The 26,473-nt window shown below is 71.4% G+C and carries 26 protein-coding genes and 1 pseudogene; 6 read left to right on the top strand and 21 right to left on the bottom strand.

The genetic code is table 11. The features are described from left to right. Positions 1 to 41: 41 nt before the first annotated feature. The 3 genes from OG974_RS29440 to OG974_RS29430 all read right to left on the bottom strand — a co-directional run bounded on the left by OG974_RS29440 (position 42) and on the right by OG974_RS29430 (position 4,855). The gene (locus tag OG974_RS29440) at positions 42 to 3,836 is read right to left on the bottom strand and encodes an AAA family ATPase (protein ID WP_327278771.1); all 3,795 of its coding nucleotides are present in this window, start codon (positions 3,834 to 3,836) and stop codon (positions 42 to 44) included. Between the two features lie 172 nt (positions 3,837 to 4,008). Further along, positions 4,009 to 4,224 (bottom strand): hypothetical protein, encoded by a 216-nt coding sequence (locus OG974_RS29435; RefSeq protein WP_030162422.1) that lies wholly within the window; start codon positions 4,222 to 4,224, stop codon positions 4,009 to 4,011. 349 nt (positions 4,225 to 4,573) lie between these two features. Next, complete coding sequence (locus OG974_RS29430) at positions 4,574 to 4,855, bottom strand: acylphosphatase (protein WP_327278770.1); 282 nt, start codon at positions 4,853 to 4,855, stop codon at positions 4,574 to 4,576. Between the two features lie 135 nt (positions 4,856 to 4,990). Between OG974_RS29430 and OG974_RS29425 the strand changes: the two genes are divergently transcribed. After that, complete coding sequence (locus OG974_RS29425; protein ID WP_371644952.1) at positions 4,991 to 6,010, top strand: CAP domain-containing protein; 1,020 nt, start codon at positions 4,991 to 4,993, stop codon at positions 6,008 to 6,010. 63 nt (positions 6,011 to 6,073) lie between these two features. Continuing rightward, positions 6,074 to 6,451, top strand: a complete 378-nt coding sequence (locus tag OG974_RS29420) for a helix-turn-helix domain-containing protein (protein ID WP_327278768.1) — start codon at positions 6,074 to 6,076, stop codon at positions 6,449 to 6,451. Here OG974_RS29420 and mutM read toward each other — a convergent pair. From mutM to OG974_RS29375, 9 genes are all read right to left on the bottom strand, one after another. Then, a complete protein-coding gene (gene mutM / locus OG974_RS29415; protein ID WP_327278767.1) occupies positions 6,424 to 7,284 on the bottom strand; it encodes a bifunctional DNA-formamidopyrimidine glycosylase/DNA-(apurinic or apyrimidinic site) lyase in 861 nt (286 codons plus the stop codon). The two genes, OG974_RS29420 and mutM, sit on opposite strands and share 28 nt — an antisense overlap. 128 nt (positions 7,285 to 7,412) lie before the next feature. Next, a complete protein-coding gene (gene rnc, locus OG974_RS29410) occupies positions 7,413 to 8,273 on the bottom strand; it encodes a ribonuclease III (RefSeq protein ID WP_327278766.1) in 861 nt (286 codons plus the stop codon). A gap of 19 nt (positions 8,274 to 8,292) precedes the next feature. Continuing rightward, positions 8,293 to 8,466 (bottom strand): 50S ribosomal protein L32, encoded by a 174-nt coding sequence (gene rpmF / locus OG974_RS29405; protein ID WP_003965982.1) that lies wholly within the window; start codon positions 8,464 to 8,466, stop codon positions 8,293 to 8,295. 2 nt (positions 8,467 to 8,468) lie between these two features. Further along, on the bottom strand, positions 8,469 to 9,179 hold the full coding sequence (locus OG974_RS29400) for a DUF177 domain-containing protein (RefSeq protein ID WP_327278765.1): 711 nt from the start codon (positions 9,177 to 9,179) through the stop codon (positions 8,469 to 8,471). Positions 9,180 to 9,248: 69 nt separating this feature from the next. Then, positions 9,249 to 10,307, bottom strand: coding sequence for an ATP synthase F0 subunit B (locus OG974_RS29395; protein ID WP_371644949.1), 1,059 nt, complete (start codon positions 10,305 to 10,307; stop codon positions 9,249 to 9,251). A gap of 103 nt (positions 10,308 to 10,410) precedes the next feature. Continuing rightward, positions 10,411 to 10,890 (bottom strand): pantetheine-phosphate adenylyltransferase, encoded by a 480-nt coding sequence (coaD, locus tag OG974_RS29390; protein ID WP_327285801.1) that lies wholly within the window; start codon positions 10,888 to 10,890, stop codon positions 10,411 to 10,413. A 29-nt stretch (positions 10,891 to 10,919) separates the two neighbouring features. Next, on the bottom strand, positions 10,920 to 11,498 hold the full coding sequence (gene rsmD / locus OG974_RS29385) for a 16S rRNA (guanine(966)-N(2))-methyltransferase RsmD (protein ID WP_327278763.1): 579 nt from the start codon (positions 11,496 to 11,498) through the stop codon (positions 10,920 to 10,922). 118 nt (positions 11,499 to 11,616) lie between these two features. Beyond that, entirely contained in the window at positions 11,617 to 13,818 is a 2,202-nt protein-coding gene (gene recG, locus OG974_RS29380) for an ATP-dependent DNA helicase RecG (protein ID WP_371644947.1), read from the bottom strand. 16 nt (positions 13,819 to 13,834) lie between these two features. Next, positions 13,835 to 15,622 carry a DAK2 domain-containing protein gene (locus OG974_RS29375; RefSeq protein WP_327278761.1) on the bottom strand — a complete coding sequence of 596 codons (1,788 nt, stop codon included), beginning with the start codon at positions 15,620 to 15,622 and terminating at the stop codon, positions 13,835 to 13,837. 156 nt (positions 15,623 to 15,778) lie between these two features. Between OG974_RS29375 and rpmB the strand changes: the two genes are divergently transcribed. Next, positions 15,779 to 15,964, top strand: a complete 186-nt coding sequence (gene rpmB / locus OG974_RS29370; protein WP_082410959.1) for a 50S ribosomal protein L28 — start codon at positions 15,779 to 15,781, stop codon at positions 15,962 to 15,964. Between the two features lie 150 nt (positions 15,965 to 16,114). Here the strand turns inward: rpmB and thiD are convergent, their stop codons facing one another. Further along, positions 16,115 to 16,918 (bottom strand): bifunctional hydroxymethylpyrimidine kinase/phosphomethylpyrimidine kinase, encoded by an 804-nt coding sequence (gene thiD, locus OG974_RS29365; RefSeq protein WP_327278760.1) that lies wholly within the window; start codon positions 16,916 to 16,918, stop codon positions 16,115 to 16,117. After that, positions 16,915 to 17,898, bottom strand: coding sequence for a thiamine-phosphate kinase (locus tag OG974_RS29360; RefSeq protein ID WP_327278759.1), 984 nt, complete (start codon positions 17,896 to 17,898; stop codon positions 16,915 to 16,917). The genes thiD and OG974_RS29360 overlap by 4 nt, the downstream gene beginning before the upstream one ends. Positions 17,899 to 18,142: 244 nt before the next feature. Between OG974_RS29360 and OG974_RS29355 the strand changes: the two genes are divergently transcribed. Together OG974_RS29355 and OG974_RS29350 are read left to right on the top strand one after the other, a co-directional pair. Continuing rightward, entirely contained in the window at positions 18,143 to 18,376 is a 234-nt protein-coding gene (locus OG974_RS29355) for an Lrp/AsnC ligand binding domain-containing protein (RefSeq protein WP_030298511.1), read from the top strand. 23 nt (positions 18,377 to 18,399) lie between these two features. After that, positions 18,400 to 18,900: a DUF3515 domain-containing protein gene (locus tag OG974_RS29350; protein ID WP_327278758.1), complete on the top strand. Its 501-nt coding sequence runs from the start codon at positions 18,400 to 18,402 to the stop codon at positions 18,898 to 18,900. 96 nt (positions 18,901 to 18,996) lie between these two features. Here the strand turns inward: OG974_RS29350 and OG974_RS29345 are convergent, their stop codons facing one another. Genes OG974_RS29345 through OG974_RS29335 form a run of 3 tightly spaced genes read right to left on the bottom strand, consistent with a single transcriptional unit; the run spans position 18,997 to position 21,953 of the window. Beyond that, the gene (locus OG974_RS29345) at positions 18,997 to 20,154 is read right to left on the bottom strand and encodes a D-alanine--D-alanine ligase family protein (RefSeq protein WP_327278757.1); all 1,158 of its coding nucleotides are present in this window, start codon (positions 20,152 to 20,154) and stop codon (positions 18,997 to 18,999) included. 39 nt (positions 20,155 to 20,193) lie between these two features. Beyond that, positions 20,194 to 21,204: an NAD(P)H-dependent glycerol-3-phosphate dehydrogenase gene (locus tag OG974_RS29340; RefSeq protein ID WP_327278756.1), complete on the bottom strand. Its 1,011-nt coding sequence runs from the start codon at positions 21,202 to 21,204 to the stop codon at positions 20,194 to 20,196. Further along, the gene (locus OG974_RS29335; protein ID WP_327278755.1) at positions 21,201 to 21,953 is read right to left on the bottom strand and encodes a lysophospholipid acyltransferase family protein; all 753 of its coding nucleotides are present in this window, start codon (positions 21,951 to 21,953) and stop codon (positions 21,201 to 21,203) included. The genes OG974_RS29340 and OG974_RS29335 overlap by 4 nt, the downstream gene beginning before the upstream one ends. A 194-nt stretch (positions 21,954 to 22,147) precedes the next feature. On the opposite strand from OG974_RS29335, the pseudogene cofC reads away from it, so the two are divergent. Continuing rightward, positions 22,148 to 22,828 (top strand): annotated as a pseudogene (cofC, locus tag OG974_RS29330) (2-phospho-L-lactate guanylyltransferase); the annotation flags it as partial. Between the two features lie 272 nt (positions 22,829 to 23,100). On the opposite strand, the gene OG974_RS29325 reads toward cofC, so the two are convergent. The 4 genes from OG974_RS29325 to leuC all read right to left on the bottom strand — a co-directional run bounded on the left by OG974_RS29325 (position 23,101) and on the right by leuC (position 26,308). Then, complete coding sequence (locus OG974_RS29325) at positions 23,101 to 23,775, bottom strand: HU family DNA-binding protein (protein ID WP_327278754.1); 675 nt, start codon at positions 23,773 to 23,775, stop codon at positions 23,101 to 23,103. 144 nt (positions 23,776 to 23,919) lie between these two features. After that, entirely contained in the window at positions 23,920 to 24,147 is a 228-nt protein-coding gene (locus OG974_RS29320; protein WP_008739877.1) for a hypothetical protein, read from the bottom strand. Positions 24,148 to 24,284: 137 nt separating this feature from the next. Further along, positions 24,285 to 24,878, bottom strand: coding sequence for a 3-isopropylmalate dehydratase small subunit (gene leuD, locus OG974_RS29315; protein ID WP_327278753.1), 594 nt, complete (start codon positions 24,876 to 24,878; stop codon positions 24,285 to 24,287). Positions 24,879 to 24,883: 5 nt separating this feature from the next. Next, positions 24,884 to 26,308: a 3-isopropylmalate dehydratase large subunit gene (gene leuC / locus OG974_RS29310; RefSeq protein ID WP_327278752.1), complete on the bottom strand. Its 1,425-nt coding sequence runs from the start codon at positions 26,306 to 26,308 to the stop codon at positions 24,884 to 24,886. Positions 26,309 to 26,473 lie beyond the last annotated feature (165 nt).

The following is a 26,473-nucleotide window of genomic DNA, read 5'->3' as shown; positions in this document are numbered from 1 at the left end:
GCGACCTCACGCGGAATGCGTTCATTAAGTGAAGCTGGAGGTCAGCGAAGCCGCTGACTGATCACCTTGGAGACGCCGTCGCCCTGCATGGAGACGCCGTACAACGCGTCGGCGACCTCCATCGTCCGCTTCTGGTGCGTGATCACGATCAGCTGCGAGCTCTCCTGGAGCTCCTCCATGATCCGGATCAGCCGCTGCAGGTTGGTGTCGTCCAGCGCGGCCTCGACCTCGTCCATCACGTAGAACGGGCTGGGCCTGGCCTTGAAGATGGAGACCAGCAGCGCGACGGCGGTCAGCGACCGCTCGCCGCCGGAGAGCAGCGAGAGCCGCTTGACCTTCTTGCCGGGCGGCCGGGCCTCCACGTCCACGCCCGTCGTCAGCATGTTGTCGGGGTCGGTGAGGATCAGCCGGCCCTCGCCGCCGGGGAACAGCCGCGAGAACACCCCTTCAAACTCGCGGGCCGTGTCCCGGTACGCCTCGGTGAACACCTGCTCGACGCGCTCGTCGACCTCCTTCACGACCTGGAGGAGGTCGGCCCGGGTCTTGCGCAGGTCCTCCAACTGCTCGCTCAGGAACCGGTGGCGCTCCTCCAACGCCGCGAACTCCTCCAGGGCGAGCGGATTGACCTTGCCGAGCTGCTGGTACGCGCGCTCGGCCACCCGGAGCCGCTTCTCCTGCTGCGCCCGTACGAAGGGACCCGGCTCGGCCGCCTCGTCCGGGGCCTCCCCCTCGGCGGGCGGGCTCGCCGGCACCGGCTGGTCCGGGCCGTACTCGGCGACGAGCCCCGCCGACTCCATCCCGAACTCCTCCAGCGCACGCGCCTCCACCTGCTCGATGCGCAGCCTCTTCTCGGCGCCGAGCACCTCGCCGCGGTGCACCGAGTCGGTGAGCTTGTCGAGCTCTCCCTTGAGGTCGCGTCCCCGGGTCCGCGCCTCGCCGAGCTCCTGCTCGCGCAGCCCCTTGGCGTGCTCGGCCGCGGCGCGCTCCTGCTCGGCGCGGCGCAGCGAGACCTCCAGGTGCGCGAGCAGCTGCCGGGCGCCGTCGGCGACGGCGCGGGCCACTTCGGCCTCGTGGCGCAGCCGTGCCCGGCGCCGCTCGGCGCGGGCCCGGGCCTCGCGCTCGGCACGGGCGCCACGGTCCAGCGCATCGGCCCGCCCCGCCAGGCCCTTGACCCGCTCCTCGTGGGTGCGCAGTTGGAGGCGGGCCTCCATCTCGGTCTGCCGGGCGTTGGCCCCGTCGGCCGCGAGCCGGTCCCGCACCGCGGTGTCGGGCTCCTCCTCCACCGGCATCTCCTCGGCGATGGCCAGCCGTTCGGCGCACTCCTCGACCTCGGCCAGCGCCTGCTCCAGCGCGTCCTGCGCCTTGGCCGCGGCGGCGGCACAGCGCTCGGCCTCGCCGGCGGCGCCCTTCGCCTGCCCGGCGAGCCGCCCCAGCTGCTGCGCCACCCCGGCCCGGGCCTGCTCCCCGGCCCGGCGGCGCTCACCGATCTCCTCGACCCGCGCAACGAGTTCGCGGCGCCGTTCCCGGGCCGCCTCCTGGGCCGTGCCCAGCTCCCGGCACTGCCCGTCCAGCCGGTCCAGTTCGGCGGCCGCCTCGTCGACGGCGGCCTGCACCTCGATCAAGCTGGGGGCCCCGGCGGAGCCGCCGTGGGCGAGGTGCGTGCCGAGGACGTCCCCGTCTAGGGTCACGGCGATGGCGTCGGGCCGCGCCCCAACGAGCCGCTCGGCCTCGTCGAGCGTCCCGACGACGGCGTACTCCCGCAACACCCACCCCACGGCCCGCACCACACCGGTGTCCCCCTGCACCAGTCCCCCGGCGGGCACACCGCCCGGCACCGCCGCCAGTTCGAGCCCCGTCGGCGCCTCGGGCGCCGGGCCCGGGACCGAGCCGTGGCCCCGTCCGTCGGGGTCCGCCTGCGCCTGGGGCGCCGCCGGCGGCAGCTGGGACAGGCCCGGGGCCGGGCCCCGGTTGGGGGAAGGCGCGGGGTGGGGGAAGGCTCCCTGCGGCCCGCCCCCGTCGACCCCTGCCTGCGCAGGGAACGGCGTCCCGGCCTGCGGCCCCGCAGGGCACCCGGCATCCGCCTCGGCGGCGAGCCGGCCCGCCGACTGGGGCGGGACGGCGGCCGGCGGGGCGATCAGGAACGTGGCCCGCCCGGCATCCGCATCCCGTAGGTGCCGGATGGCTCCGGCCGCCGCCCCCGCCGACGCCACGGCGACCGCATCCGCCGCAGCCCCCAGCGCCGCCGCGACCGCGACTTCGTACCCCGGGGTCACCGACAGCCGCTCCGCCGCCGGCCCCAGCAGCCCCGCCAGTCGCTCCCGCGCCGCGAGCAGCGTCCCCGTTCCGTCCTTCCTGCGCAGGCCGAGCGCCAGCGCATCCCGCCGCGCCGCCACCGCCGCCCGCGACTTCTCCACGGCCGTCACCGCGTCCCGCGCCTCGACCAGGGCCGCCTCCGCCTCGGCGAGTTCCGCCCGCGCGGTCGCGTACTCCTCGTCCACCGCCGGGTCTTCGAGCCCGCCGACCTCCTCGGCCAGTGCCTCGTACTCCGCCTGCGCGGTCCCCGCCCGGGTCTCGGCCTCGTCCCGCGCCGCGACCAGCCGGTCGATCTCCGCCTGCGCGGCGCCGGCCCGGGACCGGGCGGCGCCGAGGCGTCCCGTGAGCCGGGCCAGGCCCTCGCGCCGGTCGGCGATGGCCCGCGCGGCGTCCCGCAGTCGCCGCTCCTCCTCGACCAGCGACCGCTCCAGCTCGGCCCGGTGCTCCACGGTGTCCTCCAGGGCCCGCGAAGCCGCCTCCAGCGCTGCCGTCAGCTCCGCCTCCTGCTCGCGGATCCGCTCGGCCTCCCGCTCCATGTCCTGCGGGTCGCGGCCCGGCCGCTCCTCCTCCGCCGGAGCCGACGCCGACTTGACGCGCGCGTCGGCCAGGGACGCGGTCCCCCGTACGCGCTCGGCGAGCTGTGACAGCTCGTACCAGGTCTGCTGGGCCCGCTGGAGGCGCGGCGTCAGCTGCCGCACCGTTTCCTCAAGCTCCGACTCGCGCCGCAGCGCCTGCGCGAGCTGCGCCTCGGCCGCGTCCTTGCGCTCCTTCAGCGCCGCCTCGTCCGCGATCTCCGCGTCGAGCGCGCCCCGCAGCGTGACCAGGTCGTCGGCGAGCAGCCGCAGCCTCGCGTCGCGCAGGTCCGCCTGGATGACGGCGGCCCGCCGGGCCACCGCGGCCTGCCGTCCCAGCGGCTTGAGCTGGCGCCGCAGTTCGTCGTTCAGGTCCTGCACGCGCGCGAGGTTGGCCTGCATGGCATCGAGCTTGCGCAGTGCCTTCTCTTTGCGCTTGCGGTGTTTGAGTACTCCGGCGGCTTCCTCGATGAAGGCGCGCCGGCCCATGGGATCGGCGTGCAGGACGGAGTCCAGCTGGCCCTGGCCGACGATGACGTGCATCTCGCGGCCGATGCCGGAGTCGGAGAGCAGCTCCTGGATGTCGAGCAGCCGGCAGGTGTCGCCGTTGATCTGGTACTCGCTGCTGCCGCCGCGGAACATGATCCGCGTGATGGTGACCTCGGCGTACTCGATCGGCAGGGCACCGTCGGAGTTGTCGATGGTCAGCGACACCTCGGCCCGTCCGAGCGGCGGCCGCCCGGTGGTGCCGGCGAAGATGACGTCCTCCATCTTGCCGCCGCGCAGGGATTTGGCGCCCTGTTCCCCCATGACCCAGGACAGCGCGTCCACCACGTTGGACTTGCCGGAGCCGTTCGGGCCCACGACACAGGTGATGCCGGGCTCGAAGCGCAGGGTGGTTGCGGAGGCAAAGGACTTGAAGCCACGCAGGGTCAGGGACTTGAGGTGCACGCCGCCGGACTCTACCTTCCGCGTCCGGTTTCACCCATGAAGGTGCAGGGCACAACTGACGTCGAAGGAATGGGCCCCCCACCTGGCCCAATGCGGCCAAAGAAAGAAGGGACGCCGAAGCGTCCCTTGCAGATCATGCGGGGCTGAAGTCGAGCGACGAGTTGACAGCGGATCAGGTGAGCGCAGGCTCCGCCTGGGGTACGTCGATGTCGATGCGGTCCAGCAGCGAGTCTCCGTGCTGAGCGGCGGCCGCGTTCAGCGCGTCGTTTTCGGACTGAATCCGTACGAGCTCGGACTCAAGGTCCTGGACGCGCTGCTGAAGCCGTCGCATCTCGGCGAGGAGTCGCGGATCGGAACCGCCGACGTAACCGAGAAGCGCCTTTGCCATGATGGATGGTCCTCCACACTGAGTGACCGACCGAAGCGGTGTGGGTCGTGAGGGAATCGCACCCGCGGATGTCCGGCAGCGACTGTCAGTCACTGCACTTACTAGTGCCAGCACTGCCAAACAGCTCAGGTGCGCGGGGCTTCCAGCGTCTCACCAAAAAGTTTGACGGTCAACACGATCACGCCCCGTATCGGCGGGCGGCCCGGGTCTCCCAAGGGATCTGGAGATCGTCCGTTACTCGAAGCCTTCCACGGTTCAGACGGAGCGGCAACGCGTCGACGACGAACGCGCAGATCCGGCCGGGTGCGGACCACCCCGAGGTGTGATCAGTACATGATCAGCAGATCGCTCATCGGATCGCGAAGCCGTCGTAGCCACCGCGCGGTGTGCCCCAGATCTCTGTCACTCCGTCCACCCTCCCGGGCGTGTCGGCGCAGCGCAGCCAGTCGAGCAGCCGGTGGCAATTCTCACGTTGACCTTCGGCCACCACCTGCACTCGCCCGTCATCGAGGTTGAGCGCGAAGCCGACGACCCCTCCGATCTCCAGCGCATTGGCCCTGGTGAACCAACGGAAGCCCACTCCCTGTACACGGCCGCGCACCCAGGCGGTCAGACGGACGTCTTCGTTCATGCGTGAACGCTAACCGGGCGCAGACTTTCGGCTCACATCGCCCCCGGGCCCCATGGCGTACAGTCGCGCACCAATGAACTCACCCATTTGGGTGAGTAAGGGATGATCTTGACCTCCGAGGAAGGCACGCCGCCGATGGGACGCCACCGACTTGATGCCGCGCCGGGCCGCGACGACACGCGCCGCACCCTCGTGCGCACCGGCCTGCTGGGCGTCTCCGTGGCCGTGGCCCTCGGAACGGCGGCCGTGACCACCGGCATGGTGCCGGTCGGCACCTCCTTCCCCTATGTCGGTGTCAGCGCGGACAGCCCGGCCCCGAAACCGCAGGCCGAGGCCTCGCCGAGCCCCAAGCCCGTGGCCGAGCAGCGGGGCGGCCTGCCCAGCCTGTCCGGCCGCGCCTCCGCGGGCTCCGATGCGGGCGGTTCGTCACCGTCGGTCTCCCACTCCCCGTCGGTCTCGCCGTCCCCGTCGGCCTCGCCGAGCCCGTCCACCTCGTCCGCCCCGGCCTCCTCTCCCGCCCCGGCCGCCCCCTCCGCCTCGGCCCCCGCCAAGGAGCAGGCGAAGCCCGAGAAGAGCCCGGCCCCGGTGGTCCTGGTTCCGGCCGCGCCCAAGCCGGCCGCGCCCAAGCCGGCCGCACCGAAGCCGGCTACGCCCAAGCCGGCTACGCCCAAGCCGGCCACGCCGAAACCGGCCGCCCCGAAACCGGCCACGCTGAAACCGGCCGCCCCCAAGCCGCCGGCTCCGTCCGTCGCGCCCACCCCGGAGCCCTCCGACGGCCACTCCGCGGAGGAGGCCGCCGTACTCACCCTGGTCAACCAGGAGCGGGCACAGGCCGGCTGCGGTCCGGTCCGGGCGAACCCGCCGCTCGCGGCGTTGGCCTCGGCCTTCAGCAAGGACATGGCCACCCGCGGCTTCTTCGACCACACCGACCCCGACGGCAAGACCCCGTGGGACCGCGCCACCAACGCGGGCCTGGGCGGGCTCGGCGGCGAGAACATCGCCCGCGGCCAGGGTGACGCCCAGGCGGTCATGAACGCGTGGATGAACAGCCCCGACCACAAGGCGAACATCCTCAACTGCGAGTTCCGCACGCTGGGCGTGGGCGCCTACTTCGCGGCCGGCGGCCCCTGGTGGACCCAGGACTTCGGCTTCTAGAAGGACTAACGCACCGAAAGCGCAAGCTTCTGGTAAGCGCTGTACGGAGTTAAGCTGGTCGGCATGGAGACAGAGCTGCCGTTTGACGCGTTCGCGCGCGCGTGTCCGTCCCGGGAGACCCTGGAGCACGTCACGGGCCGCTGGGGCAGTCTCACGGTGGGCGCCCTGCGCGACGGCTCGTGCCGTTTCAACGAGTTGCGCCGCAAGGTCGACGGCGTGAGCGAGAAGATGCTCTCCCAGACCCTGCACGCGCTGGAGCGCGACGGCATCGTCAACCGCGAGGCACAGCCGACGAACCCGCCGCGCGTCGACTACGAGCTGACCCCGCTCGGCGTCGAGGTCGCCGACCGGCTGCTCGCGCTCATCCACTTCCTCGAAGGCAGCATGCCCCGGGTACTGACCGCCCGCGAGTCCTACGACACCGCGCGCGGCGGGCGCTGACAGCGCGGGCAGAAGTAGCTGGACCGGTTCATCCACGGGCGGCGGCGCATCGGGGTTCCGCAGCGCCGGCAGGGCTCGTCCTCGCGCCCGTAGGCGTCGAGCGAGCGGTCGAAGTAGCCGGACTCCCCGTTCACGTTGACGTAGAGGCTGTCGAAGCTGGTGCCGCCGACTGCGAGGGCGGCGTTCATCACGTCCCGGACGTGGCCGAGGAGTTCCGCGCTCCGGGGGCGCGTCAGCGTGGCGGTGGCGCGCTCGTAGTGCAGCTTGGCCCTCCACAGCGCCTCGTCGGCGTAGATGTTTCCGACCCCGCTGATCAGGGACTGGTCCAACAGGGCCCGCTTGACGGTGGTCCGCTTGGCGCGCAGCGCCGCGTGGTAGGCGGCCTCGTCGAAGAGGGGGTCCAGCGGGTCCCGGGCGATGTGCGCGATGACGTCGGGCAGCCCGTCCGGCGTGTTCTCGTGGAGCGAGAGCCCGCCGAAGGTGCGCTGGTCGACGAAGCGGAGCTCGGTCCCGGCGCCGTCCCTGAAGCGCACGCGGATCCGCAGGTGCTTCTCGTCCGCGGCCTCCTCGGGCTGGACGAGGAGCTGGCCGCTCATGCCGAGGTGCCCGAGCACGGACAGGTCCCGCCGTTCCAGGGGCAACCACAGGTACTTGCCGCGCCGCTGCGGGACGCCGATCGTCTCCCCCGTCAGCCGCGCCGCGAAATCGGCTGCGCCCGCCGGGTGGCGGCGCACCGCGCGCGGGTGCAGCACCTCGACGGCCTCGACGGTCCGGCCCGCCACCCAACGCTCCAAGCCGCGCCGTACGACTTCGACTTCGGGCAGCTCGGGCACGACGGTCCTCCGGAGGGGTGCGGTTCGGGTCGTTCCCGGGGAGCGTACCGGCCTCCCCGGCCGGGCCCGGAAACGGGTCCGCCCGCCCCTGCGCAGCAGGGGCGGGCGGGAGATCCCGAAGGAAGGGTTCAGCCGTTCGGCGTCGGGTCGGCGGGCGTCGGCGACCCGCCGTCCTCGGCCCCGGCCACGGTGTCGGCCGGAGCCGTCACCACGACCTGGGCGGCGGCGGAGGCCGCGGCTTCCGCCGCGATCCGCTCGTCCGCCTTGGCACGGATGCCGCGCCAGGCGGACTCCGCTGCCTGCTGTTCCGCTTCCTTCTTGCTGCGGCCGGTGCCGGTGCCGTACGAGACACCACCGACGCGGGCAGCAGCGGTGAAGGTCTTCTCGTGGTCCGGACCGGTCTCGGTGACCAGGTATTCCGGTACGCCGAGGCCTTCGGCCGCCGTGAGCTCCTGGAGACTGGTCTTCCAGTCCAGGCCGGCCCCGAGGTTCGAGGACTTCTCGATGAGCGGGTCGAAGAGCCGGTGGACCAGCTCCGAGGCCGCTTCGAGGCCCTGGTCGAGGTAGACGGCGCCGATCACCGCTTCAAGGGTGTCGGCGAGGATGGAGGCCTTGTCCCGGCCACCCGTGCCCTCTTCGCCCCGGCCGAGCCGGATGAAGGAGCCGAGATCGAGGCCGCGCCCGACCTCCGCCAGTGCGCGCGAGTTGACCACCGCGGCCCGCAGTTTGGCCAGCTGGCCTTCGGGCAGGTCGGGGTGGGTGGTGTACAGCGTGTCCGTGACCACCAGGCCGAGCACGGAGTCCCCGAGGAACTCCAGGCGTTCGTTGGTGGGCAGACCGCCGTTCTCGTACGCGTACGAGCGGTGGGTCAGTGCACGCACCAGAAGGGCGGACTCGAGTCGATACCCGAGCCGCCCTTCCAGAAGCGTGTGGGACGAGGCCGCGTTGTTACTGTCTGCCTGCTTCTCAGCGTTGGACAGCTCAGACATTGCGCCTCTCACCAGCCGCTCAGACCTCGAGGACCTGACGCTTGTTGTAGGTGCCGCAGCTCGGGCACGCAATGTGCTGGAGCTTCGGCTCCTGGCAACGCTCACACGAAACCAGGGTGGGGACCGCAGCCTTCCACTGCGACCGGCGGTGGCGCGTGTTGCTGCGCGACATCTTCCGCTTCGGAACAGCCACGGCTACTTCTCCTGCTTCTCGGCGGCGCTCTGAACGTCGTCAGATGCAGTGCCGCTCATGTTGTCCTTCTCGCCGTCCTGATCGGTCACGACGAGTTCCTGCAATGCCGCCCAACGGATGTCGACGGCATCATGGTGGTGCTCCGGGTCGTCGTTCAGGCTGAGCCCGCAATCGGGGCACAGTCCGAGACAGTCCTCCCGGCACACCGGCTGCATGGGCAGTGCGAGCACCACCACATCCCGCAGCACGGGTTCGAGGTCGAACAATCCGTCCTCAAGGAAGAGCGTGTCCTCGTCGTCCTCGGCGTCGTCGGCCGGCTCCGCCTTGGAGCGGCTCCGGTCGTCGGCGTCAGGGTACGAGAACATCTCCTGGAAGTCCGCCTTGAGCTCGCGCTCGACGGACTCCAGACACCTTACGCACTCCCCTACGGCCGACGCACGAGCGGTGCCTGTGACAAGCACCCCTTCCATGACCGACTCAAGGCGGATGCTGAGCTTCACCGGGGCGCCTTCCGGCACTCCGATGACACCGACGAGACCGAAGTCCGCAGGTGCCGCGATCTCACGGGACAGCCGCTGCATGGCACCAGGACGCCGACCCAGCTCGTGCGTGTCGAACACGAGGGGGTTGCGGTGGTCGAGGCGGGTATTCAGGGCCGTTCCTGCTTTCACAGATCGCTGAAGATCAAGATTTCCGCCACTTGTGGGCAGCATGGATCGCGGTGCATACGCGCGACCGAAGAGCCAGGATACCCGGCGCTTCGCTCTGAGCCCAATCCGGCCTCAGCGCCCCTGCTCGTACTGGCGCAGCTGATCCAAGTTGATCATGCCCGTGTCGAAGAAGCTGGTCTCGTCCAGCGCGGGCTGCTGCGGGTGCTGCGGGGCCTGCGGCTGCTGCTGGTAGGCCGCGTAGGGGTCCGGCTGCTGCTCGTAGCCCATCGCCGCGTAGGGGTCCGGTTGCTGGGCCTGCTGCTGGTAGGCGTAGGGGTCCTGGTAGCCGTACCCGTCCTGCTGCTGGGACTGCTGGGGCTGCTGGTAGGCGTACGCGTCGTACGCGGGCCCCTGCTGGGCCTGGGCCGGGATCACGGCCGCCGCGGGAGCCATCGGGGCCGCCGGTTCGGCCAGGCCCGCCAGGAAGTCCGCGTCGCTCGCCGAGCGGGACTGCTGCGCCCCGGCCGCGTCCTGGGCCGCCATGTGGGCGCCGAGGTCGTCCGTGGGCACCCGGCCCAGGAGCTTCTGGCGGCCTCGGCCGACGGCCTCCAGGGTCTTGGAGAGCACCGCCTCGAAGGTCGCCAGCTTGGTGTCCACGTACGCGTCCGCCTGCTGCCGCTGCGTGTCCGGGTCCTGGCTGCGCTCGGGGGCGTCCGCGTCGGGGTACCCCTGGTCGTCCAGGCCGGGGCCGCGGCCGAGCAGCTTCTCGCGGCCGCGGTCCACGGAGCCGATGGTCTTGGTGAGCACGACCTCGAAGTTCGCGAGCTTGCTGTCGACGTAGTCGTCGGCCTCGGCCCGGATCTCCTCGGCCTCCCTGCGGGCGTCCGCCAGGATCCGGTCGGCCTCGGCCTGGGAGCGGCGCGCGACCTCGGTGTCGGAGATCAGCGATCCGCGCTGGGCGTGCGCGGACTCGATGATCCGTTCCGCCTCGCGTCGGGCTTCCTCGACCATCTGCTCGCGACCGCCGATGAGCTCCTGCGCCTGCGCGAGCGAGCCCGGCAGCGCCTGGCGGACCTCTTCCAGCAGGGCGAGCAGGTCCGCGCGGTTGATCACGCAGGAGGCCGACATGGGCATGGACCGGGCGCCGCCGACGGCCGCGACGATCTCGTCGAGCTTCTTCTGCACGTCCATGGGGGCTCGCACTCTCTCGGCCTCGGGCGGTTCCTGAGACGGACGGGACGACTGTACGGCCACCGGGTGAACGCCAGACACTGACTGACGGCCCGTCAGTCGGTCAGCGGGCGGCGAGCCGCTCGGTCAGCGCCGCGTGCACGTGCGGCGGCAACAGGTGGGCGACGTCTCCGCCCCAGGTCGCCACCTCCTTGACCAGCGAGGAGGACAGGAAGCTGTAGGTGGGATTGGTCGGCACGAACAGCGTCTCGACGCCCGAGAGCCCCATGTTCATCTGGGCCATCTGGAGCTCGTAGTCGAAATCGCTGACGGCCCGCAGCCCCTTGACGATGGCCGGGATGTCGCGCTGCTTGCAGAAGTCGACGAGCAGTCCGTGGAAGGACTCCACTTCGACGTTCCCGTAGCCGGCGGTCGCCTCGCGGATCAGCTCGATCCGCTCCTCGACGGTGAACAGCCCCTTCTTGGACTGGTTGATCATCACGGCGACGTGCACGACGTCGTAGAGCCGGGAGGCCCGGCCGATGATGTCGAGGTGTCCGTTGGTGATGGGGTCGAATGACCCGGGACAGACGGCTCGGCGCAACTTGGGTCCCTCGCTCTCCGATGCGGGCATCATGAGTCTTCGCTGGTGAAGGCGGCGCGACCGTACCAAAGGGTGCCCTCGCCGTACTTCCGGGAGCGCAGCGGCTCGAAGCCCTCGGGCCACGGGAACGCGCCGCTCCTCGTGCCGCGCTCCACGGTGACGAGCGCATCGTCCGTGAGCCAGCCATTGGCGCGGAGTGTGAGGAGGATCTCGCCAAGATCGTCGTGGCCGACGGCGTACGGCGGGTCCAGGAACACCACGTCGTACGGGTCCCCGGCCGCCGGGACCGCCACGACCTGCTCCGCCTTGCCCGCGCGGAACTCGGCGCCGGGCAGGCCCAGCGACCTGATGTTGTCCCGGATCGCTTTGGCGGCCTTGGCCTCGGGCTCGACGAGCAGTGCGTGCGAGGCGCCGCGGGAGAGGGCCTCCAGGCCGACGGCGCCGGAGCCCGCGTAGAGGTCGAGCACCCGGGCCCCCTCGACGCCGTGCAGCGACTCCCAGGTCGAGAAGAGGCCTTCGCGCATCCGGTCCGAGGTCGGCCGGGTGCCGGTGCCCGGGGGCACGGTCAGCCGTCGCCCGCCGGCGCTGCCGGCGATCACGCGGGTCATCTGGGGTCCTTCGGTACGACGGTGGTGGTGGGGTGCTGACGGGTCCTGCGGGTACGGCCCGGTACTGCGGAGTCCAACGATAGGTCGTACCGGCCCGGAAGGCCCCGGGCGGTCCCGTTCAGCCCTTCTCCAGGTACTGCTCCCGCTCGGTGTCCAGCAGGGCGTCCAGCGCGCCCCGCAGGCCCGGCAGCCGCTCCAGCTCGGGGTCGGCGGCGACCACGCGGGTGGCCTCCTCCCGGGCCTGGGCGATGACCTCTTCGTCCTCGATGACCGCGAGCATGCGCAGCGAGGACCGCACGCCCGACTGGGCCTGCCCCAGCACGTCGCCCTCGCGGCGCTGTTCGAGGTCGATCCGGGAGAGCTCGAAGCCGTCCAGCGTGGCGGCGACCGCGGCGAGCCGGGCCCGGGCGGGGCTGGCCTCGTGCATCTCGCTGACCAACAGGCACAGGCCGGGCGCGGAGCCGCGGCCGACGCGGCCGCGCAGCTGGTGGAGCTGGGAGACGCCGAACCGGTCCGCGTCCATGATCACCATGACGGTGGAGTTCGGGACGTTCACGCCGACTTCGATGACGGTGGTGGCGACCAGCACCTTGACCTCGCCGGCGGCGAAGCGGCGCATGACGTCGTCCTTGTCGGCCGGGTCCATCCGGCCGTGCAGCACCTCCACCGACAGTCCGGCGAGCGGTCCGCGGGTGAGCTGTTCGGCGATCTCCAGGACCGCCAGCGGAGGTCGCCGCTCGCCGTCCTCCTCGGCGGGCTTCTTCTTCGGGTCGTCCTCGCCGTCGCCGATGCGCGGGCACACCACGTACGCCTGGTGCCCGTTCTCGACCTCCTCCCGCACCCGTTCCCAGGCCCGGGTCAGGAAGTGCGGCTTGTCCTTGGCCGGTACGACGTGGGTGGCGATCGGGGAGCGGCCCGCGGGCAGCTGGTCGAGGACGGAGGTCTCCAGGTCTCCGAAGACGGTCATCGCGACGGTGCGCGGGATGGGGGTCGCGGTCATCACGAGCAGGTGCGGGGGCTGCTTCCCCTTGGACCGCAGGGCGTCGCGCTGCTCCACGCCGAAGCGGTGCTGTTCGTCGACCACGACCAGGCCGAGGTCGTGGAACTGCACCTTGTCCTCGATGAGCGCGTGCGTGCCGATCACGATGCCCGCCTCGCCGGTGACCAGGTCGAGCAGGGCCTGGCGGCGCGCGGGCATCCCCATGGAGCCGGTGAGCAGGACGACCTTGGTGCCCCGGTCGGAGCCGCCGAGCATGCCCGCCTCGGCGAGCTCGCCCATCATCTCGGTGATGGAGCGGTGGTGCTGCTGGGCGAGGACCTCGGTGGGGGCGAGCATGGCGGCCTGCCCGCCGCAGTCCACGACGGCGAGCATGGCCCGCAGCGCGACCATCGTCTTGCCCGAGCCGACCTCGCCCTGGAGGAGGCGGTGCATGGGGTGCTCGGTGGCCAGGTCGTCGAAGATCTCCTTCGAGACGGTCTGCTGGCCCTCGGTGAGGGTGAAGGGCAGTTTGGCGTCGAAGGCGTCGAGCAGGCCGCCGGCGGCGGGGCGGCGCGGGACGGCCGGGAGCTGGGAGTCGGCGTGCCGGCGGCGGGCCAGGGCGACCTGGAGGACGAAGGCCTCGTCCCACTTCAGCCGCTGGCGCGCGTCCTCGACGTCGGCCTTGGTGGCCGGCCGGTGGATCTTCAGGAGGGCCTCGGTGAGCGGGACCAGTCCGCGGTCCTCGCGCAGTGCGTCCGGCAGCGGGTCCAGGACCTCCTGGGCGCGGGGCAGTACGGCGTCCACGCATTTGGTGATCTTCCAGGACTCCAGCTTGGCGCAGGCCGGGTAGATCGGGATGAGTTGATTGGCGAAGGCGGTGGCGGCGTCCCGGTCGGAGGCGCCCGCGCCGAGCGGCTCGTAGGCGGGGTGGGCCAGCTGGAGCTTGCGGTTGAACATCGAGACCTTGCCCGCGAACATCGCGCGGCTGCCCGGCAGCAGTTCCTTGTGCGGTTTGTGGACGCCCGCCCCGAAGAAGACCAGCTGGAGGCGGCCGCTGCCGTCGGTGATGGTGACCTCCAGGCGCTTGCCCCGGCCCCCGTTGAAGGTCAGGATCCGGGCGTCGGCGACTTGGGCGACGACCGTCACGTGCTCGTCGATCTGGTCGGCGAGCTCGGCCAGTGAGGTCAGCTCGCCGCGCTCCGCGTACCGCCGCGGGTAGTGGTGCAGCAGGTCCAGGGCCGTGTGCAGGCCGAGCTGCTCGGCCAGCACCTTGGCGGTGGCGGGGCCGAGCGTCTTCTTGAGGTCTTCGTCGAGCGCGGGCACGTGTTCATTGCACACCATCGCGCTGACAAGGCGGCTATTCGACCCCGATGAGGAGGGGCGCCGAGTGCCGCCCGCCGCGGTAGGTGACCGTGTCCACGGCCAGGTGCCCGTGCTGTACGTACGCCTCCAGGCGTGCGGCGAGGGCGTCCGGCACCTCCGGTCCCAGGACCAGGGTGACGAGCTCGCCGCCGGAGCCCAGCATCCGTTCCAGGACGGCCTCGGCGGTGTCGTCGAGCGCGGAGCCGATGACGGCGACGTCTCCGTCGATCAGCCCGAGCACGTCCCCGGCCTGGCAGATGCCGGCGGAGGTGAAGGACTGCCGTTCGGCGACGGCGAGTTCCCCGTAGCGGGTGGCCCCTGCCGCCGCGGTCATGGCGACCACGTCCTCGTCGAAGCTGCCGTCCGGGTCGTGGACGGCGAGCGCGGCCAGGCCCTGGACCGCGGAGCGGGTGGGGATCACGGCCACCCGTACGCCGTCGGCCCGGGCCCGTTCGGCCGCGGCGGCCGCGGCGGCGCGCTGGTCGGCGCCACCGGGCAGCAGCACCACCTCGCGGGCGTGCGCGCGCCGGATGGCGTCGAGGAGTTCGGTGGTGTCCGGGACCTCCCCGGTGCGGGCGAGCACGGTGGTCGCGCCCGCCTCCCCGCACAGCCCGGCCAGCCCCTCGCCCGGGACCACGGCGACGACGGCCCGCTGGACGCGCTCCCCGCGCGCCCGGCGCCGCTCGTCGCCGAAGTGGGTGATGCGGATGCGGTACGGGCGCCCGGCGACCACGCCGGCCTCCACGGCGGCGCCGGGGTCGTCGACATGGACGTGCACGTTCCACAGTCCGTCGCCGCCGACCACCACGAGTGAGTCCCCCAGTCCGTCGAGGCGTTCGCGCAGCTGCGCCACGTCCGGCTCGGCGGCCTCCAGGAGGTAGATCACCTCGTACGCGGGCCCGCCCTGCTCCTCGGCGTCGCAGGGCTGCGCCGGCTGCGGCACGGGCACGGCCCGGCCGCGGATGGCCTCGGGGGCGGGCTGCCGGCCGGACAGCGCCTGCCACAGGGCCCCGAGTACGGCGACCAGCCCGCAGCCCCCGGCGTCGACCACTCCGGCCCGGCCCAGCTCGGCCAGCTGCCCCGGGGTGTCCGCGAGGGCGGCGCGGGCCCCGTCGTAGGCGGCGAGGGCCACGTCGGCGGCGGTCCCGGCGGCGGCCCCGGCCGCCTCACCGGCCCTCGCCGCGGCGGCGGCGACGGTGAGCATGGTGCCCTCCACCGGGTGTGCGACCGCCTCGTACGCCTCCTCGGCGGCCCGGGTCAGCGCCTGGGCCAGCAGCGGGCCCGGCCCGCGGTCGCCGGGATCTTCGCCGAGCACGTCGGCCACGCCGCGCAGCAGCTGCGCCAGGATCGTCCCGGAGTTCCCGCGGGCGCCTATGAGGGCGCCGTGTGCGTAGGCCCGTACGGCGTGGGAGAGGGAGGGTGCCCGACCTTCGGCGCCCGGCTGCCCGTCCGCTGTGGTCTCGCTCACGCCCGCGGGGGCCTTTCCGAGGGCTTCGGCGAGTGCGCGGTCCGCCGATTCGGCGGTCAGGTAGAGGTTGGTGCCGGTGTCCGCGTCCGCGACCGGGTAGACGTTGATCGCGTCGATGTCATCGCGGGCCCGGCCCAGTGCGGCCACGGCCAGCGAGCTCCAGGTGCGCACCGCTTCGGCGTCGAGCTCGTCGGCGGGCTGCGGCTGCGGCTCGTGCGGCACCGGGCGTTCCTCCTTGTGCGGGCCAGGGTTCACCGCAGGGTAACGAAGGTCTGCCGGGCGTCCGGGCTCGCGGGCGGGGTCGGCGGCGGCCATGGTAGTTTTCTTGGACCGACGCAGTCGTTGTATGCTGCTCCGGTTGCCCGATGAAAGTCGGGCCATTCCCCCGGCAAACCACTCAGACTTCTTCAGACTTCTGATCCGGTGCGCCGGATTTCACTGTAAGTGCATCTGAAGTCTTTGGAGTGACCTGTGGCTGCCAACTGCGACGTTTGCGCCAAGGGGCCGAGCTTCGGCAACAACATCTCCCACTCGCACCGCCGCACCTCTCGTCGCTGGAACCCGAACATCCAGCGCGTTCGTGCCGTGGTCGGTGGGACGCCGAAGCGCCTCAACGTCTGCACCTCGTGCATCAAGGCCGGCAAGGTCTCGCGCTGACGCCAACCGTCGTAGCGCAGCCCTTTCCGGTTGCCAAGAAGGCCGGTCCACCTCGTGGGCCGGCCTTTTGCCTTGCCCGGCCGGGCCGGGTGTGAGGCGCGGAGACCACCGCATCACGTGATGCGGTGGTCTTCTGCCGTTGGGCCGCCGTCAGCGGTGCCACTGCCAGGCGTGGTCCACCGGGCCGATGCCGCCGCCGAGGGCGAAGCCGGCGGCGATGGCGCCGGTCACGTACTCCTTGGCCTCCATGACGGCCTGCGGTACGTCCTGCCCCTTGGCCAGCCCCGCCGCGATCGCACTGGCGAGGGTGCAGCCGGTGCCGTGGGTGTGGCGGTTGTCGTGGCGCGGCGCCCGCAGCCACAGCTGCGTCTCGCCGTCGGTGAGCAGGTCGGCCGCCTCGTTCCCGTGGGCGGCCAGGTGGCCGCCCTTGATCAGCGCCCACTCGGGTCCGTACGAGAGCACGGCGTCGGCGGCCCGCCGCATGTCGTCCTCGCTCTCCACCACCACGCCGGTGAGCTGCGTCACCTCGTCCAGGTTGGGGGTGGCCACGGTGGCCCGCGGCAGCAGCTCCTTGCGCACGGCGTCCAGCGCCGCGGCGGCGAGCAGCGCGTCCCCGTGCTTGGAGACCCCGACCGGGTCCACGACGGCGGGGGCGGACGTGGCGGCCAGCAGCTCGGCCACCGTCTCCACCAGTGTGGTGGAGGCCAACATCCCGGTCTTGATCGCCTGGACGCCGATGTCGTCCACGACGGCCCGGTACTGGGCCTTCACGGCCTCTGCGGGCAGTTCCCAGACCCCCTGCACCCCGAGGGAGTTCTGCGCGGTCACGGCCGTCACCACGCTCATCCCGTGCACGCCGAGCGCCAGCATGGTCTTGAGGTCGGCCTGGATCCCGGCGCCACCGCCGGAGTCCGATCCGGCGACGGTCAGGCACAGCGGTGGCGCGTCGGTCATCGCGAGGTCTCCTCGGTGGACGGGTCGGAGCCGAAGTGGTCCCAGCCGCCGGTGCTCGTCCAGGGGGCGCCGTCCACGGTCACCTGGGGCAGCGCGGACCGGTTCAGCACCTCCCCGATGACCTTCCACCGGGCCGGCAGCTTCACGTCGGGCGGGAAGGTCGCCACGATGGCGTGATCTTCTCCTCCAGTGAGCACCCACTGCAAGGGGTCGACCCCGACGGCCTGCCCGATGTCGTGCATCTGGGTCGGGATGTCGACGGCCGCCGAGCGCAGGTCGATCCGTACCTTGCTGGCTTCCGCGATGTGCCCGAGGTCGGCGATCAGGCCGTCGCTGACGTCGGTCATGGCGGTGGCGCCGAGCCCGGCGGCCGCGGGGCCCGCGTGGTACGGCGGCTCGGGGCGGCGGTGCGCCTCGACGAAGGCCCGTGGGGAGCGGAAGCCGCGCGAGAGCACGGCGAATCCGGCCGCGGACCAGCCCAGCCAGCCCGTGACGGCCACGACGTCGCCGGGCTGGGCGCCGGAGCGCAGCACGGGCTCGTGGTTGCGCAGGTCGCCGAGGGCGGTGATGGACACGGTGATGGTGTCGCCGCGGACGACGTCGCCGCCGACGACGGCCGCGCCGGCGACCTGGCACTCGTCGCGCAGCCCGTCCATCAGCTCGGTGGGCCAGGTGACCGGCAGCTCCGCCGGGACGACCAGGCCGAGCAGCAGGGCCGTGGGCACCGCGCCCATGGCGGCGATGTCGGCGAGGTTCTGTGCGGCGGCCTTGCGGCCGACGTCGTACGCCGTGGACCAGTCGCGCCGGAAGTGCCTGCCTTCCAGCAGGATGTCGGTGCTCGCCACGACCCGCCGGTCGGGGGCCGACACGACCGCGGCGTCGTCGCCCGGTCCGAGCCGGACCGCCGGGGTGGTGGTGAGCCGTGAGGTGAGCTCTCGAATGAGCCCGAACTCCCCCAGCTCGCCCACAGTGCCCTTCATCGCTGTGCCCCTTCTTGCCCAGTCCGCTTGCGGTCGCGAGCCGTCACAGCTCTGGGTACCGTCAACAGATACGTCAACTTCTGCTCTCCGTACGCCCCGCCGTGCGTGGCGCCGTGCCCCCGGGTCTCCCCGTGGTGCTCGGCAACGCGGTACCGTGGCGTCCCTTCTTCCCCGGGCCCGTCCGAATCCCCGGGCCCACCCGAAGGTTAGGGGAATCGATCCTCGTGGCCGCCCTGGAGGTTCCGTGGTACAGGCGTACATCCTTATCCAGACCGAGGTGGGCAAGGCGTCGTTCGTCGCCGAGTCCATCAGCCAGATCGCGGGGGTGATCCAGGCCGAGGACGTGACGGGTCCGTACGACGTGATCGTGCGCGCCCAAGCAGACACCGTGGACGAGCTCGGCCGCATGGTCGTCGCCAAGGTCCAGCAGGTGGAGGGCATCACCCGCACCTTGACCTGCCCGGTGGTCCATCTGTAGCCCCCGTCTACTCTTGGCCGGTGATGTCCACACACCGCCGGCCCGTCCGTATACCCACCCTGTCCGTGCTGGCCGTCGTACTGGCCCTCGCGGGCTGTACGCCGGGTGATTCCGAAGCCCGAGTGGATCCGCCGCCCACGCCGCCCGCCGACGTCGCGGGGTTCTGTGCAGCACTGCACAAGGAACTCCCGGAGACGGTGGCCGGCCTGGAGCGGTCCGGTTCCGCACCGAAGTCGGATCTGACCGCCGCGTGGGGCGGCTCGGCGATCGTACTGCGGTGCGGTATCCCCAAGCCTCCCGAGATGGCCGATCCGAAGCTGGACGGCATCGAGGTCAACGGCGTCCAGTGGCTGTCGCAGAAGCTCCCCGACAGCGCCGGCGGGGGGTACCGCTTCATCACCGGGCTGCGCCTCGCGTACACGGAGGTCCGGGTCGACAAGGAGCATTTCACGGATGCGGGGATGCTGGTCGGACTGTCCGCGGTCGTGGCCAAGACCGTCCCCGAGGGCATCGCGTCGTATTGACGGCCCCCGGCCGCTCCCCCGCCGCCCCCCGTTTCGCAACCGACCGCCCGCCGGGAATCCCGGCGGGCGGTCGGCGTTTCGCGCTGGGTCCGCGGGCTAGCGCAGCCCGGTGGAGCGGGTCAGGGCCGCCTGGATCAGGCGGTCCACCAGCTCCGGGTACTCGATGCCCGACTCCTTCCACATCCGCGGGTACATGGAGATCGGGGTGAAGCCCGGCATGGTGTTGATCTCGTTGATGACGAAGGTGCCGTCCTCGGTGAGGAAGAAGTCGGCGCGCACCAGACCCTCGCAGGACGCGGCGTCGTACGCCTCGATCGCGAGCCGCTGCACCTCGGCGGTCTGCTCCGGGGTGAGCGGCGCGGGCACGATTCCGGAGGCGGAGTCGATGTACTTCGCCTCGAAGTCGTAGAAGTCGTGGCTGGAGACCGGCGGGATCTCGGCGGGCACGCTGGCGCGCGGCCCGTCCTCGAACTCCAGCACCCCGCACTCGATCTCGCGGCCGCGCAGCAGCGCCTCCACGATGATCTTCGGGTCGTGACGCTGGGCCTCGCGGATCGCCGCGTCCAGGCCGGAGGCGTCGTCGACCTTGGTGATGCCGATGGAGGAGCCGGCCCGGGCGGGCTTGATGAAGAGCGGCCAGCCGTGCTCGCCGGCGAAGTCCAGGATCCGGCCGCGGGCGGCGTCCCGGTCGGCGTCCCACTCGCGGGGGCGGATGGTCACGTACGGGCCGACGGGGAGGCCGAAGGAGGTGAAGACGCGCTTCATGTACTCCTTGTCCTGGCCGACGGCGGAGGCGAGGACGCCCGAGCCGACGTACGGGATGCCGGAGAGCTCCAGGAGGCCCTGCAGGGTGCCGTCCTCGCCGTACGGGCCGTGCAGCATCGGGAAGACGACGTCGACCTCGCCCAGGGCCTTGGGAACGGCTCCGGGCTCGGTGTAGACGACCTCGCGGTTGGCCGGATCGACGGAGAGCACGACGGCGCCGTCCGCGGAGTCCGCCAGCTCCTCGACGCTCGGGAGCTTGCGGTCGGCGATGGCCATGCGCGCGGGCTCGTCGGCGGTCAGCGCCCACCGGCCGTCCGTGGTGATGCCGATGGGCAGCACCTCGTACTTGGACCGGTCGATGGAGCGCAGCACGGCGCCCGCGGTGACGACCGAGATGGCGTGTTCCGAGCTGCGGCCGCCGAACACGACGGCCACGCGGGGCTTGCGGCCCTGCTGCTCAGGGGTCTGGGGGAGGTTCTCGCTGCTCATATCGCCACGACGATACCCGCTCGGACGTCCGGAAAGGAGTCAGCGGCGTTCCGGTTTGGCGCTGCGCCCCATCAGTTCCTTCAGTGCGACCAGCGGCGGCTTGCCGTGGTGGACGATGTCGACGACGGTGTCGGTGATCGGCATGTCCACCCCGTGGCGGCGGGCCAGATCGGCCACCGACTCGCAGGACTTGACGCCCTCGGCGGTCTGCTTGGTGACCGCGATGGTCTCCTCAAGGGTCATTCCGCGGCCGAGGTTGGTGCCGAAGGTGTGGTTCCGGGAGAGCGGCGAGGAGCAGGTGGCGACGAGGTCGCCGAGGCCCGCGAGACCGGAGAAGGTCAGCGGATCGGCGCCCATCGCCAGGCCCAGCCGGGTCGCTTCGGCGAGTCCGCGGGTGATGAGCGAACCCTTGGTGTTGTCGCCCAGGCCCATGCCGTCGGCGATGCCGACGGCGAGGCCGATGACGTTCTTGACGGCGCCGCCCAGCTCGCAGCCGATGACGTCGGTGCTGGTGTACGGGCGGAAGTACGGGGTGTGGCAGGCCGTCTGGAGGCGCTGCGCGACGGCCTCGTCGGAGCAGGCGACGACGGCTGCGGCGGGCTGCCGGGCGGCGATCTCACGGGCCAGGTTGGGGCCGGTGACGACGGCGACGCGCTCGGCGGGGACCTTGGCCACCTCCTCGATGACCTCGCTCATCCGCTTCGCGCTGCCGAGTTCGATGCCCTTCATCAGGGAGACGAGGACGGCGTCGGCGGGCAGCAGCGGGGCCCATTCGGCGAGGTTGCCGCGCAGGGTCTGGGAAGGGATGGCGAGGACCGCGAAATCGGCGCCGCGCGCGGCCTCGGCCGGGTCGGTGGTGGCGCGCATGTTCGCGGGGAGTTCGACGTCCGGGAAGTAGTCCGGGTTGGTCCGGCCGGTGTTGATGGCGTCGACGACCTCGCGGCGGCGGCCCCAGAGGGTCACCTCGCAGCCTGCGTCGGCGAGCACCATGCCGAAGGCCGTGCCCCAGGAGCCGGTTCCGAAGACGGCCGCCTTCACGGGACGTGTCACTTCTGGTCCTCCCCCGCGGCCTTGCGCCGCTGATCCGCCCTGGCCCTGCGATGGTCGTACGGCTGCTCGGGCGCCTTCTCGCCGCGCAGCTCTTCCAGCAGCACGGTGATGGCCGCCATGATGGTTTCGGTGGCCTCCTTGAGCACGTCGGGAGTGGGCTCCCGGTCGTAGAACTCGGAGAGGTCGACAGGAGGTCCGGCGAGCACCTGGAGGGTCTTGCGCGGGAACAGCTTGACCTTCTCCTCCTTGGCGTAGGGCGGCATCGCCAGATTGGCGCCCCACTGGGCCACCGGAATGACGGGGGCCTTGGTCATCAGCGCCACCCGCGCGGCGCCGGTCTTGCCGGCCATCGGCCACATGTCCGGATCGCGGGTGAGGGTGCCTTCCGGATAAAAGGCCACGCATTCGCCGCGCTCGATCGCGTCCACGGCGGCCCGGAATGCGTCCAGGGCGTTGGTGGTCTCGCGGTAGACCGGGATCTGGCCGGAGCCGTGCAGGATCGCGCCGACAATGGGGACCTTGAAGAGGGCCGCCTTGGCGAGCAATCGGGGCACCCGGCCGCTGTTGTACTGGAAGTGCGCGTACGAGAGCGGGTCCAGATACGAGTTGTGATTGACGGCCGTGATAAACCCGCCTTCGGCCGGAATGTGATCCATTCCCCGCCAGTCCCGCTTGAAGAGCACGACCAGCGGCGGTTTTGCGATGACCGCCGCCAGGCGGTACCAGAAGCCGATTCTGCGGCGGGACACTCGTACACCTTCCTCTGGGACCGGTGCGTGGGGGTACCTCCCGGCGGTAGCTGGGGGAGCTTGGGCACCTCGTCGGCCGGACAAGTGTGGCCTCCGGTCCGGTCTCTGTCGAGAACACCGTACGCCCCGCCCGGAGCACCGGACCTCCGGGTCGACCGGGCAGAGGCGACAATGGGCCGACGCATGACCCGGTCATGACCCGACCATGGTCCACGCATGTACGGACACGCACCGGAGGGAAGGGGTCCGCCACGAACGCGGTCTGGAGTCTGGTGGTCCCGCTGAAGCCCCTGGCGGTGGCCAAGAGCCGTCTCGCGGCGGCCGTCGGGGCGTCCCGCCCCGCGCTCGCGCTGGCGTTCGCGCAGGACACCGTGGCGGGGGCGCTGGCCTGCGGGGCAGTGGCCGATGTGGTGGTCGTCACGGACGACGCACGGGCCGGCGCGGAACTGGCGCGACTGGGGGCGCGGATCGTGCCCGATGCGCCGGCGGCGGGGCTCAACGCGGCGCTGGCCCACGGTGCGCGGGCGGTCCGCGCGCTCCGGCCGGGGGCGGCGGTGGCCGCGATGAACGCGGATCTCCCCGCACTGCGGCCGCCGGAATTGCTACGCGTGCTCGAAGCCGCCTCCGCATTTCCCCGGGCATTTCTGGCGGATGCGGCGGGAATCGGCACGACTCTGCTTTCCGCTGCTCCGGACGTGGAATTGGCACCCTCGTTCGGGGGCCCGTCGCGGGCCCGGCATTCGGCGTCGGGGGCCGCGGAAATAGCGCTCGCGGGGGTCGAGAGCGTGCGCCGGGACGTGGACACGGCCGCGGATCTGCGAATGGCCCTCGCCCTCGGTGTGGGCCGTCACACGGCCCGATACAGTGCCCGTATGCAGGCGACCGCGTACACGTACGACTCCCAGACCCGCAGCGGCAGTGTGTTGCTGGACGACGGCACCCCGGTGCCCTTCGAGGCCCCGGCCTTCGACGCGGGCGGCTTGCGTCTGCTGCGCCCCGGGCAGCGGGTCCGGATCGAGACGGACGGCGAGGGGCCGGGGCTGCGGATCACACTGATCACCCTGCAGACCTTCTGACCTGTACGAACAGCACCGCGGGCCGGCTTCCCCAGGAGGGGAAGCCGGCCCGGCGTGTGTGACTCGTGGCCTTACTTCTTGCGGGCCGTGGTCTTCTTCGCGGTGGTCTTGCGCGCCGTCGCCTTCTTGGCGGGCGCCGTGGTCTTCGCGGTGGCCTTCTTGGCCGCCGGAGCCGTCTTCTTGGCGGTGGCGGTGGTCTTCTTCGCCGTCGTCGCGGCCTTCTTGGCCGCGGCGGTGGTCTTCGCCGTCGTCGCCGTGGTCTTCTTCGCCGCGGCGGTCTTGGCGACCACCTTCTTGGCGGTGGCGACCTTCTTGGCGGTGGTCTTCTTGGCGACCGCGGTCTTCGCCGCCGCCCTCTTGGCGGTGGTGGCCTTCTTGGCCACGGCCTTCTTGACCGTCGCGGAAGCACCGCCGGTGAGGCTGCCCTTGGGCGCCTTCTTCACCGACACCTCGCCGCCCTTGGGCAGCTTCTTGGTGCCCGCGACCAGGTCCTTGAAGCCCTGACCCGCACGGAAGCGGGGAACCGAGGTCTTCTTGACCCGGACGCGCTCACCCGTCTGCGGGTTGCGGGCGTAGCGGGCCGGGCGGTCGACCTTCTCGAACGAGCCGAAGCCCGTGACCGACACCCGGTCGCCCGCGACCACAGCGCGGACCATCGCGTCCAGTACCGCGTCGACAGCGTCCGCGGCCTGCTGGCGGCCGCCCAGCTTGTCGGCAATCGCTTCTACGAGCTGCGCCTTGTTCACGTCTTCCCCTTCGGAGACTTCGCCAGAACGAATGTGTTCAAGCTTATTTCGCACGTTAGGCGGATATATACCGCAAATCAAACACGAAACGGGCTAATCACCCTAGTGCCGCAACGGTGTAGGCCGTTACGGAGTTCCTTCGCATCAGTCGCCTTCAGGGAATCGACCCTCGTCGAGGTCCTTCATCAACCTGTCCAGGCGCCTTGCCGCATCGGCGAGATCGTGCTTCGCCGCGGCCGTGACGACCAACAGCTTCCGGGACAGCGCCATCCTTACGCCCTCCGGGACTTGCAGTGTGCGCACCCTTGTGTGTGCTTCTTTCAGCCGGTCCGCGACGAGTTCGTAGAGCTCAAGTTGACTGTCGCGTTCCATGCACAGATTGTGCCATCTGGGGCGAGTTGTCGCCTCACGGGGCCTCAACACACGGCTGTGCCCCCCGCCGGAAGGCGGGGGGCACAGTGTTGTCGATGTGATCACCCAAGGGTGAATAAGCGCTGATCAGGCCGGAATCAGGCCCGAATCGTACGCGGCTTGTAGCTCGGGCGGACGCTTTCGTACGTGGCGATGTCCGCTTCGTTCTGAAGGGTGAGCGAGATGTCGTCCAGGCCCTCCAGCAGGCGCCAGCGGGCGTTGTCGTCGAGTTCGAACTCCGCCTCGATTCCCGCCGCGCGGACCTGGCGGGCGACCAGGTCGACCGTCACCTCGGCGGTCGGGTCGGCCTCGGTCAGCTCCCACAGCCGGTCGACGGTCTCCTGCGGCAGGACCACCGTCAGCAGACCGTTCTTCAGCGAGTTGCCGCGGAAGATGTCGGCGAAGCGGGAGGAGATGACCGTCTTGAACCCGAAGTTCTGCAGGGCCCAGACGGCGTGCTCGCGCGAGGAGCCGGTACCGAAGTCGGGGCCGGCGACGAGCACGGTCGCGCCCTGACGCTCCGGGCGGTTCGTGATGAACTCGGGGTCCTTGCGCCAGGCCTCGAAGAGCCCGTCCTCGAACCCGTCGCGGGTGATCTTCTTCAGCCAGTGGGCCGGGATGATCTGGTCGGTGTCGACGTTGCTGCGGCGCAGCGGGACGGCCCGGCCGGTGTGGGTGGTGAAGGCTTCCATGGTTCTCAGACTCCGGCGGTCGCGTTGGCGTCGGACAGGTCGGCGGGAGAGGCCAGGTGGCCCAGCACCGCGGTGGCGGCGGCCACCTGCGGGGAGACCAGGTGGGTCCGCCCGCCCTTGCCCTGCCGGCCCTCGAAGTTGCGGTTGGAGGTGGACGCGGAGCGCTCACCGGGGGCCAGTTGGTCGGGGTTCATGCCCAGGCACATCGAGCAGCCCGCGTGCCGCCATTCGGCGCCGGCCTCCTTGAAGACCTTGTCCAGGCCCTCTTCCACGGCCTGCAGGGCGACGCGGACGGAGCCCGGGACGACCAGCATCCGTACGCCGTCGGCGACTTTGCGGCCGCCGATGATGCCGGCGACGGCGCGCAGGTCCTCGATGCGGCCGTTGGTGCACGAACCTACGAAGACGGTGTCGACCTTGATGTCGCGCAGCGGCTGCCCCGCGGTCAACCCCATGTACTCCAGGGCCTTTTCGGCGGCCAGGCGCTCCGAAGCGTCCTCGTACGAAGCGGGGTCGGGGACGTTGGCCGACAGCGGCGCGCCCTGGCCCGGGTTGGTGCCCCAGGTGACGAACGGCGACAGCGCGGCGCCGTCGATGACGACCTCGGCATCGAAGGCCGCGTCCTCGTCGGTGCGCAGGGTCTGCCAGTACGCGACCGCCGCGTCCCAGTCCTCGCCCACCGGGGCGTGGTCGCGGCCCTGGAGGTAGTCGAAGGTGGTCTGGTCGGGGGCGATCATGCCCGCGCGGGCGCCGGCCTCGATCGACATGTTGCAGATGGTCATCCGCGCTTCCATCGAGAGCTTCTCGATGGCTTCGCCGCGGTATTCCAGGATGTATCCCTGGCCGCCACCGGTGCCGATCTTCGCGATGATCGCCAGGATCAGGTCCTTGGCGGTGACGCCCTCGGCCAGCGCACCGGTGACGGTGATGGCCATCGTCTTCGGGCGGGCCAGCGGCAGCGTCTGGGTGGCCAGCACGTGCTCGACCTGGCTCGTGCCGATGCCGAAGGCGAGCGCGCCGAAGGCGCCGTGCGTGGAGGTGTGGGAGTCACCGCAGACCACCGTGGTGCCCGGCTGGGTCAGGCCCAGCTGCGGTCCCACCACGTGGACGACGCCCTGCTCGACATCGCCCAGGGAGTGCAGGCGCACGCCGAACTCGGCGCAGTTCTTGCGCAGCGTCTCCAGCTGAGCCCGGGAGACCGGGTCCGCGATGGGCTTGTCGATGTCGAGGGTGGGGGTGTTGTGGTCCTCGGTGGCGATGGTGAGGTCGAGCCGCCTGACCTTGCGGCCGGCCTGCCGCAGGCCCTCGAAGGCCTGGGGGCTGGTCACCTCGTGCAGCAGGTGCAGATCAATGAAGAGGAGGTCGGGCTCGCCCTCGGCGCGCCGGACGACATGGTCGTCCCAGACCTTCTCCGCGAGTGTCCTACCCATCGCTTTCCCTCCGGCCGGCCGGTCGGGCCGGCGCTTCATAGAGATCTGGTGCGCCTGATCGCCCGTACCCCACGCGCCGGACGACGGCTCGGACCCAGTGGTTCGTGGACCCGCACATACAGACTCGCTGTTTCTTGGAAAAATTGAACTTGCGTTTCACAGTGT

This window comes from Streptomyces sp. NBC_00597, from assembly GCF_041431095.1.
GTDB lineage: Bacteria > Actinomycetota > Actinomycetes > Streptomycetales > Streptomycetaceae > Streptomyces.
This window is presented reverse-complemented; position numbering and strand designations above follow the sequence as displayed.